This is a genomic window from Saccharomonospora marina XMU15 (genome assembly GCF_000244955.1).
Classification (GTDB): Bacteria; Actinomycetota; Actinomycetes; order Mycobacteriales; family Pseudonocardiaceae; genus Saccharomonospora_A; species Saccharomonospora_A marina.
Map to the genome: position 1 here is coordinate 2,501,307 of NZ_CM001439.1, position 15,244 is coordinate 2,516,550.

At 69.4% G+C, this 15,244-nt stretch carries 12 protein-coding genes; 8 read left to right on the top strand and 4 right to left on the bottom strand.

Annotation, left to right across the window (positions count from 1 at the left end):
- Window positions 1-100: 100 nt before the first annotated feature.
- The 3 genes from SACMADRAFT_RS11870 to SACMADRAFT_RS11880 all read right to left on the bottom strand — a co-directional run bounded on the left by SACMADRAFT_RS11870 (window position 101) and on the right by SACMADRAFT_RS11880 (window position 3,373).
- Window positions 101-508 (bottom strand): DUF779 domain-containing protein, encoded by a 408-nt coding sequence (locus tag SACMADRAFT_RS11870; protein WP_009154062.1) that lies wholly within the window; start codon window positions 506-508, stop codon window positions 101-103.
- 1 nt (window position 509) lies between these two features.
- Window positions 510-2,027: an acetaldehyde dehydrogenase ExaC gene (exaC, locus tag SACMADRAFT_RS11875; protein ID WP_009154063.1), complete on the bottom strand. Its 1,518-nt coding sequence runs from the start codon at window positions 2,025-2,027 to the stop codon at window positions 510-512.
- A 101-nt stretch (window positions 2,028-2,128) separates the two neighbouring features.
- Entirely contained in the window at window positions 2,129-3,373 is a 1,245-nt protein-coding gene (locus SACMADRAFT_RS11880) for a transcriptional regulator (RefSeq protein WP_009154064.1), read from the bottom strand.
- Window positions 3,374-3,693: 320 nt separating this feature from the next.
- On the opposite strand from SACMADRAFT_RS11880, the gene urtA reads away from it, so the two are divergent.
- From urtA to atzF, 8 genes are read left to right on the top strand one after another with little or no spacing between them, the layout of a single operon-like run.
- The gene (gene urtA / locus SACMADRAFT_RS11885) at window positions 3,694-4,938 is read left to right on the top strand and encodes an urea ABC transporter substrate-binding protein (protein WP_009154065.1); all 1,245 of its coding nucleotides are present in this window, start codon (window positions 3,694-3,696) and stop codon (window positions 4,936-4,938) included.
- 44 nt (window positions 4,939-4,982) lie between these two features.
- The gene (gene urtB / locus SACMADRAFT_RS11890; protein ID WP_009154066.1) at window positions 4,983-5,867 is read left to right on the top strand and encodes an urea ABC transporter permease subunit UrtB; all 885 of its coding nucleotides are present in this window, start codon (window positions 4,983-4,985) and stop codon (window positions 5,865-5,867) included.
- Window positions 5,864-7,000 (top strand): urea ABC transporter permease subunit UrtC, encoded by a 1,137-nt coding sequence (urtC, locus tag SACMADRAFT_RS11895; protein WP_009154067.1) that lies wholly within the window; start codon window positions 5,864-5,866, stop codon window positions 6,998-7,000. The genes urtB and urtC overlap by 4 nt, the downstream gene beginning before the upstream one ends.
- Entirely contained in the window at window positions 6,997-7,836 is an 840-nt protein-coding gene (urtD, locus tag SACMADRAFT_RS11900) for an urea ABC transporter ATP-binding protein UrtD (RefSeq protein ID WP_009154068.1), read from the top strand. Before urtC ends, urtD begins: the two co-directional genes overlap by 4 nt.
- Complete coding sequence (locus SACMADRAFT_RS11905; RefSeq protein WP_009154069.1) at window positions 7,829-8,521, top strand: ATP-binding cassette domain-containing protein; 693 nt, start codon at window positions 7,829-7,831, stop codon at window positions 8,519-8,521. The genes urtD and SACMADRAFT_RS11905 overlap by 8 nt, the downstream gene beginning before the upstream one ends.
- A 7-nt stretch (window positions 8,522-8,528) precedes the next feature.
- Window positions 8,529-9,236 carry a GntR family transcriptional regulator gene (locus SACMADRAFT_RS11910; RefSeq protein ID WP_009154070.1) on the top strand — a complete coding sequence of 236 codons (708 nt, stop codon included), beginning with the start codon at window positions 8,529-8,531 and terminating at the stop codon, window positions 9,234-9,236.
- Window positions 9,237-9,263: 27 nt separating this feature from the next.
- Window positions 9,264-12,872, top strand: a complete 3,609-nt coding sequence (uca, locus tag SACMADRAFT_RS11915; RefSeq protein WP_009154071.1) for an urea carboxylase — start codon at window positions 9,264-9,266, stop codon at window positions 12,870-12,872.
- 3 nt (window positions 12,873-12,875) lie between these two features.
- Window positions 12,876-14,591, top strand: coding sequence for an allophanate hydrolase (gene atzF, locus SACMADRAFT_RS11920; RefSeq protein ID WP_040926325.1), 1,716 nt, complete (start codon window positions 12,876-12,878; stop codon window positions 14,589-14,591).
- A gap of 29 nt (window positions 14,592-14,620) precedes the next feature.
- On the opposite strand, the gene SACMADRAFT_RS11925 is transcribed toward atzF, so the two are convergent.
- On the bottom strand, window positions 14,621-15,094 hold the full coding sequence (locus SACMADRAFT_RS11925) for a nitroreductase family deazaflavin-dependent oxidoreductase (RefSeq protein ID WP_009154073.1): 474 nt from the start codon (window positions 15,092-15,094) through the stop codon (window positions 14,621-14,623).
- Between the last annotated feature and the right edge of the window lie 150 nt (window positions 15,095-15,244).

Consider the following 15,244-nt stretch of genomic DNA (forward strand, 5'->3'; position numbering starts at 1 on the left):
CAGTCCGGCACCTGTCCAAACGGAGGGTCGGCGTTGTGGACACGAAAAATGGCGGGGCCGGACACCTGGTCCGGCCCCGCCACGGGCATCGCGTTGTCGATCAAGCTTCCGGGTCGCGGCCCCTGATCGGTGGGGTCTGTGACAGCAAACCGATCTCCTCGTCGGTGAGCAGTCGCGACCGGACCAGGAAGCGCACCCCCTCGGGCGCCTCCAGCGAGAACCCGCTGCCCCTCCCGGCGACCACGTCCACGGTCAGGTGCGTGTGCTTCCAGTACTCGTACTGGTCGAGGCTCATCCAGAAGGGCGTGTCGCCGCCGACGTGGCCCAGCAGCACATCGGCCGCACCCACCGAGAATTCGCCGCGCGGGTAGCACATGGGCGCGCTGCCGTCACAGCACCCGCCGGACTGGTGGAACAGCACCGGGCCGTGCACCTCGATCAACCGCCGGAGCACGGCAAGTGCCGCGCCGGTCATGGCGACCCTGCCGGCCGGTTCCGGGCCCGGCATGTCAGAAGAACCCCAGCTTGTTCGGCGAGTAGCTGACCAGCAGGTTCTTCGTCTGCTGATAGTGCTCCAGCATCATCTTGTGGTTCTCCCGCCCGATGCCGGACTTCTTGTAACCGCCGAACGCCGCGTGCGCGGGGTAGGCGTGGTAGCAGTTCGTCCACACCCGACCGGCCCGGATGCCCCTGCCGAGCCGGTACGCGGTGTTCATGTCGCGGGTCCACACGCCCGCGCCGAGCCCGTACAGCGTGTCGTTGGCGATCTTGACGGCATCGTCGACCGAGTCGAAGCTGGTGACCGACACCACCGGCCCGAAGATCTCCTCCTGGAAGATCCGCATGTCGTTGCTGCCCTCGAAGATCGTCGGCTCGATGTAGTAGCCACCGGGAAGGCCGTCGACTTTTCGAGGTTCGCCGCCGGTGAGGACGGCCGCGCCCTCTCGCCTGCCGATGTCGATGTAGGACAGGATCTTCTCGTACTGGTCGTTGCTGGCCTGCGCACCCAGCATGGTGGCGTCGTCGAGCGGGTTACCGCCCCGGATGGCCTTGGTTCGCTCGACGCAGCGCGCCAGGAAGTCGTCGTAGATCGAGGAGTGGATCAGCGCACGCGAAGGGCAGGTGCACACCTCGCCCTGGTTCAGCGCGAACATCACGAAACCCTCGACGGCCTTGTCCAGGAACTCGTCGTCGGCGGCGAGCACGTCGGGCAGGAAGATGTTGGGGCTCTTGCCACCCAACTCCAGCGTGACCGGGATGATGTTCTGGCTGGCGTACTGCATGATGAGCCGTCCGGTCGTGGTCTCACCGGTGAACGCCACCTTCGCCACTCGCGGGCTGGACGCGAGCGGCTTGCCCGCCTCGGCGCCGAATCCGTTGACGACGTTGAGCACACCCGGCGGCAGCAGGTCGGCGATCAGTTCGATCACCTTGAGGATCGACACCGGGGTCTGCTCGGCGGGCTTGAGCACCACGGTGTTGCCCGCCGCCAGCGCGGGCGCGAGCTTCCACGCAGCCATCAGGATGGGGAAGTTCCACGGGATGATCTGCCCGACCACGCCGAGCGGCTCGTGGAAGTGGTAGGCGACCGTGTCGGCGTCGATCTCGGCGATACCGCCTTCCTGCGCCCGCACCGCGCCCGCGAAGTAACGGAAGTGATCCACGGCGAGCGGGAGGTCGGCCGCCAGCGTCTCGCGGACCGGCTTGCCGTTCTCCCAGGTTTCGGCGACGGCGAGCGATTCCAGGTTGTCCTCGATCTTCTGGGCGATCCTGCCCAGGATGTTCGCGCGCTCCGTCACCGAGGTGGCCGCCCACTTGCCCGCAGCGCGGTGGGCCGCGTCGAGTGCGAGATCGATGTCCGCGGCCGAGGAACGCGCCACCTGTGTGAAGACCTGGCCGTCCACGGGGGAGAGGTTGTCGAAGTAGCGCTGCTCCACCGGTGCCACCCAATCGCCCGCGATGAAGTTGTCGTAGCGGTCGGCGAAGCTCACGGAGCTACCTGGGGTGCCTGGTTTCGCGTAGATCATGCGTCGCTCCTCGTCGAGTCGTGAGTGCGTGCGGCCGCGTCGCGGCCGTGGCGGTGCTCACGGTGGCGCAGCGAGGTTGGCGAAAGGTTGGACCGGCGCGCTCAGTCCAGCAGCGCGGTGTGCAGGCGGGCGGTCGCGACGGCCCGGCGCGGGTCGCCGTGCTCCAGCAGCGCGAGGGCGTGCTCGTGAATCGCCACGTCGTACGGCGCGACCTCGCCGTAGCGCAGGGCGTGGTCGGCGCACCGGTCGGCGAGCACCGCGGTACGCATACTCACCTCCAGGTACTCCCGCCACCGCACGATGCCGGGAGCCTCCGACTCGGGCAGCAGCGGACCCCGGTACAGGCCGACGGCCTTCGCCGTGTCACCCGCCCGTAGCGCCTCGAGCAACTCGACGGCGTCGCAGGGCAGCGGCACGGTGAGCGCGTAACGCCTGCTGGCGATCTCGCCGCCGACGGCCCGGCGCAGGTGTGAGACCTCGGCCTTCAGCGTGGTGGCGCCGAGGTCGCGCTCGCCGTACAGCGCGTCGCGCAGCCGTTGCGGTGTGAAGCCGTCGGGTTCGAGCGCCAGCAGTGTGAGGATCTCCAGTTGCCTGGGCCGCAGCTTGGCCACGACACCCGCTCGCGACAGTTCGCCGCCGCCGAGGCAGGTCAACCGCACGCCCGCGGCGCCGGCCGCGGTGAGCGTGCCACGCAGCCGGGTTTCGATCGTCGTGACCAGCGTGCGCACCGTCGACATCGCCAGCGGGTGTGCCCGGTCCCAGGTCGTGGACAGGTCGAGCACGCCCAGCTTCCTGTCGTGGGAGTCGCGGATCGGCGCGCAGTAGCACACCCAGCCGTGCAACGCCGCGACGAGGTGTTCGGCGGAGAAGACCGTGCTCGGGCGTCCGGTACGCAGCGCGAGAGACAGCGCGTTGGTACCCATGTTCGGTTCGTCCCAGCGCCCACCGGGGGCGAAGTTGACCCGCTCCGCGCGTCGCCGCATCACCCGCCCGCCGTAGGACCACAGGATGGTGCCGTCGGCGTCGGTGACCGCGGCGACGAAGCCCGCGTCGTCGGCGATGGACCGAAGCTCGTCGGCCAGGTCGGTGACGGGCGCGCGCAGCGGCGAGTCCGCCCAGCGCGGGCCGACGTCGCCGGTGCCCGTGGTAGGTGCGCTCTCGCGGCCGGGGTCCACGGTCACCAGCGATCGGCGCCAGGACTGGAGCACCTCGTCGCGGAGCGCGGGGCCGGTGCCCGCGATTTCCACACGGGTCGAACCGCGCGGTACCCACCGCGTCCATTCGCGTTCCAGTGCCGTCCTGGTGCCGCGGAGGTCGCCGTGTGCGGCGACGTGACGCCCTGCCATCGAACGAACCTCGCTGTCCTGGGATTTCTCGGGTCCGTGGTCAGCCGACGATGATGGCGCACGATCGGGCATCGGTGCCACTGCCTGGTTGGTCAGTCTTCATGGCGGCGGCGCACCGATCGGGTGTTCTCACCGTGACCCTCGCCCGGCTGTGAGGCCTTCTTCACCGTCCCGCAACGTGATCTCACCGGCCGGTTACGTGAGGTCATGGCGCGGAAACAGCGGCTCCGTAGCTTGCCCGCCATCGAATACGACAGCGGATACCGCGCTGTATACGCGGTTTTGCGTTGCTGCGCCGGCTTAGCATGAAAGGTTTGCCCATGAAGTTGTCCTCAGCAGTGCGAACGGCCGCGGCGGCGATAGCGCTCGGCCTCGTCCTCGCCTCGTGCGGCAGCCGCGCGGGCGATCCGGCCGCGGCCGGCGCCACCAGTTGCGTGGACACCTTGGGCGAGGAGGTCAAGGTCGGCTCGCTGAACTCGCTTTCCGGCACCATGGCGATCAGCGAGGTGACCGTCCGGGACTCGATCAAGCTGGCGGTCAAGGAGATCAACGCCGACGGCGGTGTGCTCGGCAAGCGGCTCAGGATCGTCGCGGAGGACGGAGCGTCCGAGCCGACCGTGTTCGCGGAGAAGGCCGAGAAGCTGATCCGCGACGACTGCGTCGCGGCCGTCTTCGGTGGCTGGACCTCGGCCAGCAGGAAGGCGATGCTGCCGGTGTTCGAGGACAACAACGCACTGCTGTACTACCCCGTGCAGTACGAGGGACTCGAATCCTCGGAGAACATCTTCTACTCCGGCGCCACCACCAACCAGCAGATCGTTCCCGCGCTCGACTACCTGCGCGAGCGAGGTGTCAGGTCGCTGTTCCTCCTCGGCAGCGACTACGTGTTCCCCCGCACCGCCAACGAGGTCATCAAGGCATACGCGAAGGCGAACGGTATCGAGATCAAGGGTGAGGAGTACACCCCGCTGGGTTCGACCGACTTCTCGACGATCGGCAACAAGATCCGCAAGGCCGACGCCGACGCGGTGTTCAACACCCTCAACGGCGACTCCAATGTGGCGTTCTTCCGCGAGTACAGCAACGTCGGCCTTTCCGCGAAGGACATGCCGGTGATGTCGGTGTCCATCGCCGAGCAGGAGGTCGGCGGCATCGGCGTCAAGAACATCGAGGGCCAGCTGGTGTCGTGGAACTACTACCAGACACTCGATTCGGCCGACAACTCGGCGTTCGTGGCGGCGTTCAAGAAGGAGTACGGCGCCAAGCGAGTCACCTCCGACGCTATGGAGGCCGCCTACACCTCCGTGTACCTGTGGAAGGCCAGCGTGGAGAAGGCAAAGTCGTTCGGTGTGGACGATGTCCGCACGGCGGCGGCGGGCGTGAGCTTCGATGCGCCGGAGGGGACGGTGACGATCGACGGCGAGAACAACCACATCAGCAAGACGGCACGGATCGGCGAGATCCGCTCCGACGGCCTGATCTACACGGTGTGGCAGTCCGACGGCCCCATCGACCCCGACCCGTACCTCAAGTCCTACGACTGGGCCGAGGGCCTCGCTCGGTAACCCGCGGGTTTGGCGACGGTATCGGACGAAAGGGAGACCCTCGCATGGACGTCGTCATCGGACAGTTGCTCACCGGTATGAGCACCGGCTCGATCCTGCTGCTCGCCGCGCTGGGGTTGTCGCTGGTGTTCGGCCAGATGGGCGTGATCAACATGGCCCACGGCGAGTTCATCATGGCGGGCTCCTACACGGCGTTCGTCACGCAACAGGTGCTGGGCACCTCGGGTGTGTCACTCCCGGTCGCGCTGGTGGCCGGATTCGCCGTCGGTGGCCTGCTGGGGGTGGCTCTGGAGGCCGCCCTCATCAGGCGGCTGTACCACCGGCCGCTGGACACCCTGCTGGTGACCTTCGGCGTCGGGATGGTGCTGCAGCAACTGGCCCGTGACGTCTTCGGTGCGCCCGCGGTGAACGTGACCGCACCACAGTGGCTCGTGGGCGGCGTCGAGCTTTTCGGGACCGTGGTGCCCAAGACCAGGGTCTTCATCCTGGTGCTCGCCACGGTGTGCGTGCTGGCTCTCACGGCGGTGCTGCGCTACACGGCCATGGGGCGGCGGGTGCGCGCCGTCGTGGGCAACCGCGACCTGGCCGAGACCGCGGGAATATCGAGCAGGCGAACCGACCTCACCACGTTCTTCATCGGCTCCGGGCTGGCGGGCGTGGCCGGTGTCGCGCTGACCCTCATCGGCTCCACCAGCCCGACCACCGGCCAAAGCTACGTCATCGACGCGTTCCTCGTGGTGGTCGCGGGCGGGCTCGGGCAGCTCAGGGGCGCCGTGATCGCGGCGTTCGCGCTCGGCAGCCTGCAGTCCTTCTTCGAGTACTCGACAACGGCGAGCCTGGCAAAGGTCGGCGTGTTCCTGGTGATCGTGGTCTTCCTGCAGCTTCGACCGCAAGGACTGTTCAGCCTCAAGACAAGGAGCCTGGCGTGACCACCTTCCGCTCGGCGTTCACCACCGCCCACGCTTCGGGCAGCTCGTCGCGATGGCGCGCACCGGCGGGATTCGTACTCGCCGCCGCGGTGCTGTTCGGGCTGGCACCCGCGGTGCTCAGCGAGTTCCGGCTCAACCTGCTCGCCAAGTTCCTGTGCTACGCGATCGTGGCGGTCGGTATCGGACTGGCATGGGGCCGGGGCGGGATGCTGACCCTGGGCCAGGGAGTCTTCTTCGGACTCGGCGCCTACCTGATGGCGATGCACCTGAAACTCGCCGATGCCGAACTGCGCGACGGCCCGGGCAGCGTGCCGGTGTTCCTGCAGATCGCCGGGTTCGACGCGGTTCCCGGTTGGTGGGCACCGCTGGCCTCGCCGGTGGTGACGCTGCTCGCGATCCTGGTGTTGCCTGCGGCGATCGCGGTGTTGCTCGGGCTCGTCATCTTCAAGCGGCGCGTCAAGGGAGCGTACTTCGCGATCCTGAGCCAGGCGCTCGCCGCCGCGTTCGCGATCCTGCTCATCGGGCAGCAGAGTGTCGGTGGCAGCAACGGCCTGAGCAGCTTCCATTCCTTCTTCGGGTTCGCGCTCAACGACCCGGTCAACATGCGGATGTTGTTCTTCATCGCCGCGGGCACGCTGCTGGCCGTGGTGCTACTCGCGTGGCAGTTGACGCGAAGCCGCTACGGGGAACTGCTGGTCGCGGTGCGCGACCAGGAAGAGCGGGTGCGGTTCCTCGGCTACGACCCGGCCAACATCAAGGTCGTCGCCTACGCTTTCGCCGCCGCGTTCGCTGGGATCGCCGGCGCGCTGTTCGTGCCCGTCGTCGGGATCATCTCACCCGCCGACGTCGGCATCCTGCCCTCCATCGCATTCCTGATCGGGGTCGCGATCGGTGGCAGGGAGACGCTGCTGGGACCGGTGATCGGCGCTGTCGCGGTGGCGTGGGCACAGACCACTCTTTCGGAACAGTTCCCTTCGATGTGGACCTACGCACAGGGCGTGCTGTTCATCGCGGTAGTCGGGTTCCTGCCAGGTGGACTTGCCTCGATCGTCGCCCTGCTGAAACGACGACGCGCGGCGGTGGCGAAACCGCAGGTGCGGCATGCGACGAAACCGGAGGAGGCAACGGCATGACAACCACCGAGGGCCCACAGCCACCGGTGACGGGCGGCGCCCGCAGGAGCGACCAGCCCGTTTTCGGAGGTAACCGGGGAATGGGCACCGAGTACCTGGAGATCACCGGGCTGACGGTGACCTTCGACGGGTTCACCGCCGTCGACGGCGTGGACCTGACCCTGTTGCAGGGCGACCTGCGGTTCCTGATCGGACCCAACGGTGCCGGAAAGACGACGCTGGTGGACGCCGTCACCGGACTCGTACCCGCGACCGGCTCGGCGACGAAATCGGGGACCGAGCTCATCGGCAGGAAGGTGCAGCAGATCGCGCGGCTCGGCGTGGGGCGCACGTTTCAGACGGCGACGGTGTTCGAACGCCTCACCGTGCTGCAGAACCTGGACATCGCCGCGGGCGCCGACCGGTCACCGCTGCAGCTGCTGCGGCGACGCCGCACGGTGGAACCGCGTGTCGCGCAGGCGCTGGAGACCATCGGCCTCACCGCACTGGCCGACCGGCAGGCCGAAACGCTGGCCCACGGCCAGAAGCAGTGGCTGGAGATCGGCATGCTGCTGGTGCAAAACGCCGACGTGCTGCTGCTGGACGAACCGGTCGCGGGCATGAGCCACGAAGAACGCGCCGCCACAGGGCAACTGCTGCGGCGGATCGGTGCCGATCGCACCGTGGTCGTCGTCGAGCACGACATGGACTTCATGCGCGACTTCGCCACGTCGGTGACCGTGCTGCACGCGGGCAAAGTGCTCGCAGAGGGCACCGTCGCGCAGGTGCAGGCCGACCCCCGCGTGCAGGAGGTCTACCTCGGCACCCCCGCGATGGCAGGAGCGGCCGATGCTTGAGCTGGTCGACATCCACACCGGCTACGGCCGCACCGAGGTGGTGCGCGAGGTGTGCCTCGAGGTCCCCTCCGACGGGGTGGTCGCCGTGATGGGCCACAACGGAGCAGGCAAGACCACACTGCTGCGCGCGGCGGTCGGTCTGCTGAACGTCACAACGGGCCGGGTGCTGCTCGACGGTGAGGATCTCACCCGGATGCGCCCGGCCGCCCGGGTCGCGCGGGGGCTGGGCTACGTGCCGCAGGGCCAGCAGTGCTTCGGGCAGCTCACCACCATGGAGAACCTGCGTGTCGTCGCTGACGGGCGCCGCCGCGGCAGGCAGCTGATCGCGCAGGCACTCGACCTGTTTCCGGCGCTGACCGGGCTGCTCGACCGCAGGGCAGGGCTGCTCTCGGGCGGGCAGCGGCAGCAACTGGCCATCGCTCGCGCGCTGCTCACCGAGCCCAGGATGCTGATCCTCGACGAGCCCACCGAAGGCATCCAGCCAACGGTGGTGGCCGAGATCGAGCAGACCATCACCGGCCTCACCCGGCGAGGCGGCCTCGGTGTGCTCATGGTCGAGCAACACATCGGGTTCGCGCTGCGCGCCGCCTGCCGCTACTACGTGCTCGAGTCCGGCCGGATCACGGCCACCGGAGAAGGCGGTATCGGTGCGGAACGCGCTGCGCGCGAGGCGATGGCGATCTGAGGCAGGTATGACATTGAAACAACCGCGGCCCGACCGCGCGCGGCCGCTGGGTGAGCGGGTTTACCGAGCCCTGCGAGCCGACCTGATGAGTGGTGCCTTCCCGCCGTCGGATCGGCTCGGCGAGGGCAAACTCGCGGCCCGCTACGAGGTGTCTCGAACCCCGATCCGTGAGGCACTCGCGCGGCTGGTCGCCGACGGCCTGGTGCAGCGCGGCGAGGGCGGGCTCTACCCGTACCGGCCGAAGTTCAGCGACCTCAACGACCTGTACGAACTCAGGTTCACCCTCGAACTACGCGGCTTCGAACGGTTGGCCCCGACGCGGGCACGCCACGACCCGGACCTGCTCGGACCCGAACTCGACGACTGGCACGCCCTGCAGCGCGACCCGCCGCTGCCGGACGCCGGATTCGTCGACCGGGACGAGCAGTTCCACGTCACGCTGCTGGCGGCGTCCGGCAACATGGCCTTCGTCGAGGCGCTGCATGCGGTGAACGCGCGCATCCGGCCGGTTCGCATGTACGACTACCTCACCCCGGACCGCATGTCCGCCACCATCACCGAACACATCACCGTCCTCGAACTCGCGCTCGACCGGCGGCTCGAGGAAGCACAGGCCGCGCTGCGCGGCCATATCGACGCGTCGCGAGCCGTTGTCGTAGCCAGAGCCGAGCAGGCGATCTCCATGGCGCGCATGGCGTCGGTGCTGCGGCCGTGACGAAACCGAGAACCCGAGGAGGGGCAGATGTTCGAGCGAATCCTTGTCGCCAACCGGGGTGAGATCGCCTGCCGGATCATCGCCACCGCCAGGCGGATGGGGATCGAGACCGTGGCGGTCTACTCCACCGCCGACCGCACGTCGGCACACGTCAGGATGGCCGACGACGCCGTGCTGATCGGGCAGGCGGAAGCCGCGCGAAGCTACCTCGACTCCGATGCCGTACTGCGGGCGGCCGTGTCGAGGGGCGCGCAGGCCATCCACCCCGGTTACGGCTTTCTGTCCGAGGACCCGGCGTTCGCGCGCGCCACGGCCGACGCCGGGCTGACGTTCATCGGCCCGACGCCGCGGCAGCTGGAGATCTTCGGTGACAAGGCGAAGGCTCGAGAGGCCGCCGCGCGCGCGGGTGTGCCCATGTTGCCTGGCTCCGGTCTGCTGTCGGATGTGGACCAGGCAGTCGCCGAGGCGGAGCGGATCGGTTTCCCAGTGATCGTGAAGGCCTCCGGTGGCGGCGGCGGGATCGGCATGCGGGTCGTTCGCGGCCCCGCCGAGTTGCGTGCTGCGTTCGACTCCGTGCGCCGATTGGCGGCCGAGAACTTCGGCAACCCGGCCGTGTTCTGCGAACGCTATGTCGATCAGGCGCGCCACGTCGAGGTGCAGGTGGTCGGCGACGGCGAGGGCCGCGTGGTCAGCCTCGGTGACCGAGACTGCTCGCTGCAACGGCGCAACCAGAAGGTGGTGGAGGAGACGCCCGCTCCCGCGATCCCGGCCACGGTCCGCGAGCGGTTGCATCGCGGCGCGCGGGCGCTGGCGGCCTCGATGAACTACGCCTCGGTGGGGACCGTCGAGTTCGTCTACGACGCGGGCAGCGCGCAGGCCTCCTTCCTGGAGATGAACACCCGGTTGCAGGTGGAGCACGGCGTCACCGAACTCGTCACCGGCGTGGATCTCGTGGAGTGGATGATCCGTATCGCGGCGGGCGACATCGCGGTGCTGGACGGGGTGCCACCCGAGGGACCCGCATTCACCGGGCATGCCATCCAGGCACGGGTGTATGCCGAGGACCCGGTCCGCGACCACCTGCCGAGCGCGGGCACGCTCAACCATGTGCGGCTGCCCGACGGCCCCGGTTTCCGGGTCGACACCTGGATCGCCGAGGGGCAGGAGGTTCCCCCGAACTACGATCCGTTGCTGGCCAAGGTGATGGCGCACGGCGACGACCGCGACGCGGCGATCACTCGCCTGGCAGGCGCGCTCGCCCGAACCCGCATCACCGGCGTGCACACCAACCTCGGGCAGTTGCTGGCGGCATGTGACGACCCTGCGTTGCGGTCGGCCACCCACACCACCGCGACCCTGCGCGGGGTCGCGGACAGTTCCCCGCGTATCGACGTGATCGAGCCAGGAACGCTGACCACGGTGCAGGACTGGCCGGGACGGATCGGGTACTGGGAGGTCGGTGTGCCGCCGTCGGGCCCGATGGACGACCTGTCGTTTCGGCTCGGCAACCTGGCGCTGGGCAACCCGGAGGGTACTGCCGGGCTGGAGTGCACCCTGACAGGGCCGACGCTGCGGTTCGCCGCGGCGACGACCGTATGCGTGACCGGCGCCGAGGCAACTGTCACTGTGGACGGACAGCAGGTGGCGCAGTGGGAACCGGTCGAGGTTCCCGCCGGTGGCCTGCTCGCGGTGGGCACGGTGACCGGCGCCGGTGTGCGCACCTACGTGCTGTTTCGTGGTGGGCTGGACGTACCGCGGTTCCTCGGCAGCGCGGCCACCTTCCCGCAGGGCGGGATCGGTGGCTACACCGGCCGCGAACTGCGCGCGGGCGACACGATACTGCCGGGCGAAATCCCCGACGGCGCACCCGACCCGAGGCCGGTGCCGGTGCGGGACCGGCCCCGGCTGACGCACGACTGGACGCTGGCGGTGCTGCCGGGGCCGCAGCCCGCGCCGGACTACTTCACCGTCGACGACATGGCCTCGATCTACGAGGCCGGCTGGACGGTGCAGGTGCACGCGGGTCGCCCAGGCGTGCGGCTTTGCGGGCCGCGCCCGAGGTGGGCACGCGACAACGGCGGTGAAGCGGGGTTGCACCCCTCGAACCTGCACGACAACGCCTACTCGGTCGGCACGGTGAACTTCACCGGCGACACCCCGGCACTGCTCGGGCCGGACGGCCCCAGCCTCGGTGGCTTCGCCTGCCCGATGACCGTGGTGAGCGGCGACCGGTGGAAGCTCGGCCAGCTGCGTCCGGACGACCGGCTGCGATTCCACCCCGTGACGGAGGAAGCCGCCGAGGCCGTACGCGTCCCGCGCGCGGTGAACCTCCCAGCCGCACGCGCCGACGCGGCCGCCGACACCGGCATCCTGCTGAGCATCGACGAGGACGACGACCGGCCCGCGGTGGTGTACCGGCGGGCGGGCGACGACGCGGTGCTGGTCGAGTACGGCCCGATGACGCTCGACCTCGGCTCGCGGATGCGCATCCATGCGCTCGCGACCGCGCTGCACGCCCGCGACGAGCGGGGAATCATCGACGTCACACCGGGCGTGCGGTCGCTGCACATCCACACCGACCCGGACGTGCTCGGCGTGCGAGCACTGACGGGACTGCTCGCCGAGATCGAGGGCACCCTGCCTTCGGTGGACGACATGGTGGTGCCCAGTCGTGAGCTGCGCCTGCCGCTTTCCTGGGACGACCCGTCGGTGGCGGAGGCGATCGAGCGCTACACGACCAACGTGCGTGACGATGCGCTCTACAACCCGTCCAACATCGAGTTCATCCGGCGCATCAACGGGCTCGCCACGGTCGATGAGGTGCGCCGTGTCGTCTTCGAGGCCTCCTACCTCGTGCTCGGGCTCGGCGACGTGTACCTGGGTGCGCCCGCCGCGGTGCCGATCGACCCCAGGCACCGGCTGGTCACCACCAAGTACAACCCGGCGCGGACCTGGACCGCGGAGGGCGCCGTCGGCATCGGTGGCTCGTACCTGTGCGTGTACGGGATGGAAAGCCCCGGCGGCTACCAGCTCATCGGCCGCACCGTGCCGATCTGGTCGGGCGTGCGGCAGTACGGCTCGTTCCGGGACGGGGTGCCGTGGCTGCTGCGGTTCTTCGACCGCATCGTCTGGGAGCCGGTGAGCGCGGAGGAACTGGCCGATATCCGTGCCGACCTGCGCACCGGCCGCACCACTTTGGACATCCGGGACGGCACCTTCGACTACGCCGACTACCGCAAACTGCTCGCCGACAACGCCGAGTCGATCGCCGACTTCACCCGCCACCAGGCCGAGGCATTCGAGGCCGAACGAAGGCGGTGGGCGGCGGCGGGTGAGTTCGATCGGGCGGACGAGACCGTCGGTTTCGACGCGCCCGGCGGCCTCGACGTCGCCGACGGGGAGGTTGTGGTGACGGCGCCGATGGCGGCGAGCGTGTGGCGGACCGACGTCGTGGCAGGAAGCCGGGTCACCTCGGGGGAAGCGCTGGTGACGCTCGAGGCGATGAAACTGGAGATGCCGGTGACGGCCCCGGTGAGCGGCACCGTTCGCCGGCTGCTGGTCGCTCCGGGAGATCAGGTCGCGGGTGGTGCGCCGCTGCTGGTGGTGGCGCAGACGGACGAGGAACGGGTGGCGTGAGTGGTGGACAGCGAGACATCCGGCGGGCCCCGGGACCGGGTCAGGTGCGCGTACGCCCGGATCGACGAGGTGGACCGTCCCGAGGCGTGGATCCTGCTGCGGCCGCTCGACGACGTGCTCGACGAAGCCGCGAAGGTCCAGGCGCGGATCGAGGCAGGGGAGAAGCTTCCACTGGCGGGAACCGTGTTCGCGGTCAAGGACAACATCGACGTCGCCGGAATGCCGACCACGGCGGCCTGTCCCGACTTCGGCTACCGCGCGGAGCGCACCGCCACGGCCGTGCGGCGGCTGCTGGACGCCGGTGCCGTGCTGCTGGGAAAGACCAACCTCGACCAGTTCGCCACCGGGTTGGTCGGCACCCGTAGCCCGCACGGCGCGGTGCGCAACGCTTGGCACCCGGAACTGATCTCCGGCGGGTCGAGTTCCGGTTCGGCGGTCGTGGTGGCGCTCGGCATCGCCGACTTCGCTCTCGGCACCGACACCGCGGGGTCAGGGCGGGTGCCCGCCGCGTTGAACGGCATCGTCGGTGTCAAGCCGACACTCGGCGTCGTACCGGTCGACGGGGTGGTCCCCGCATGCCCCTCCTACGACTGCGTCACCGCCTTCGCCCCGACGATCGCGACAGCGGCGACGGTGGTGCGGACCATGGCGGGCATGGCGGAGGCGGACCCGGCGTCGCGGGCATGGCCGAGCACGGTGCGGCTTGCCGCGCCCGGCCAGCCAAGGGTCGCCGTCCCTCGCGACGAGGACCTCACGCCGCTGTCCGAGCAGGCGAAAGCACGCTTCCTCGCCACGGTGGCGCGGTTGCGCGAGCGGGGGGCGGACATCGACGAGCTGGACGTGCGGCCGTTGCTGGACGTGGCGAAGCTGCTCTACGACGGCGCGCTCGTCGCCGAGCGGTACGCCGCGTTCGGCGAGTTCGTCGAGCAGCACCCGGTAGCCGTCGACCCGTCGGTAGCCGGCATCGCGCTCGGCGCGAAGGGCGTCGACGGCGCAGCGCTGGTGCACGACCAGCAGCGGCTGCGGCGGGTACGGGGCCAGGTCCGAACGATGCTGGCAGGCTTCGACGCGCTGCTGCTCCCGACCGCGCCCACCCATCCGAGCATCGACGCGGTGCGAGCCGATCCACTGCGGCTGAACTCGTTCTTGGGCACCTACACCAACTTCGTCAACCTGCTCGACATGGCGGCGGTCGCCGTGCCCGCCGGAGCGGCCGACGGCGGGCTGTTCGGAGTCAGCGTGATCGTGCGAGAGTTCGACGACCAGGTGGCGCTCGACATCGCGTCGCTGCTGGTCGAACCGGACCTGGTGGGCGAGGTTCCCGTACTGCCCACTCCGGGTGTCCGGCTGGCGGTGTTCGGTGCGCACATGTCCGGCGAGCCACTGAACCCGCAACTCGTCGGCCTCGGTGCCCGATACGTCGGGCCGTGTGAGACGGCGCCGCGCTACCGCATGTACGCGTTGCCGACGTCGCCGCCCAAACCCGGCGTGGTCGGCGTCGGTGAGGGTGCAGGCGTCACGCTCACCGGCGAGCTGTGGCTACTGCCGCCTGCGGGGCTGGGAACCTTCCTCGCCGAGCTGCCCGCACCGATGACCCTGGGAAAGGTGCAGCTCAGCGACGGTAGCTGGGTGGTCGGCTTCGGCTGCGCGGACATCGCGGGCGAGGACATCTCCCACCACGGCGGGTGGCGTTCCTACCTTGCTCACGGTCGTGGCTGAGCGCGATCAGAGGCGGACGGGAAAGGCCATCACCGTGGCGTGAGCCGGATCAACGGGTACTCCCGCTCGGACTTGCGTTGGTACTTCTCGAAGCGGGGCTGGGCGGCCACGAGCCGCTGCCATGCCCGCTCGCGGTCGGCGCCGTCGAGCCGATGCGGGGTCACCGGCACGGTGCCTCGACCGGGCAGTTCGATCGTCGCCTTGTCGGGGTGCGCCATCAGATTGAGGTACCAGTCCGGGTTACGGTCCCCGCCTCCCGAGGCGATGATCAGCCAGGAGTCCTCGCCGTCGGCGAACCAGGTGACGGGTGTCTCGCGGGGTTGGCCACTGCGGCGACCCACCGTGTTCAGGATCAGCAGGTCCATGCCCATGAACTTGCTCTTGCCCCGACGGATCCTGCGGTTGGTGCGGGCGTTGGCCCGCTGCTGTATCCACCGTGACATCGCCCCAGGGCCACGGCGCTTGCGCTTCTCGCGGCTGGCAGGCTGCTGATCCCCTGACATCGTGCTACCTCCTCGGTCGCCCCGGCCTGCGACACACCCGCGGGTGGTCGCAGCTGCGGTTTCGGCCAGTATCACCGGCAGCGACGCTGGCCGCACCTCACCGAGGATCGCTTCTCGATTCCTGATCGGTGTCGTGCACTCCTCGCAGTG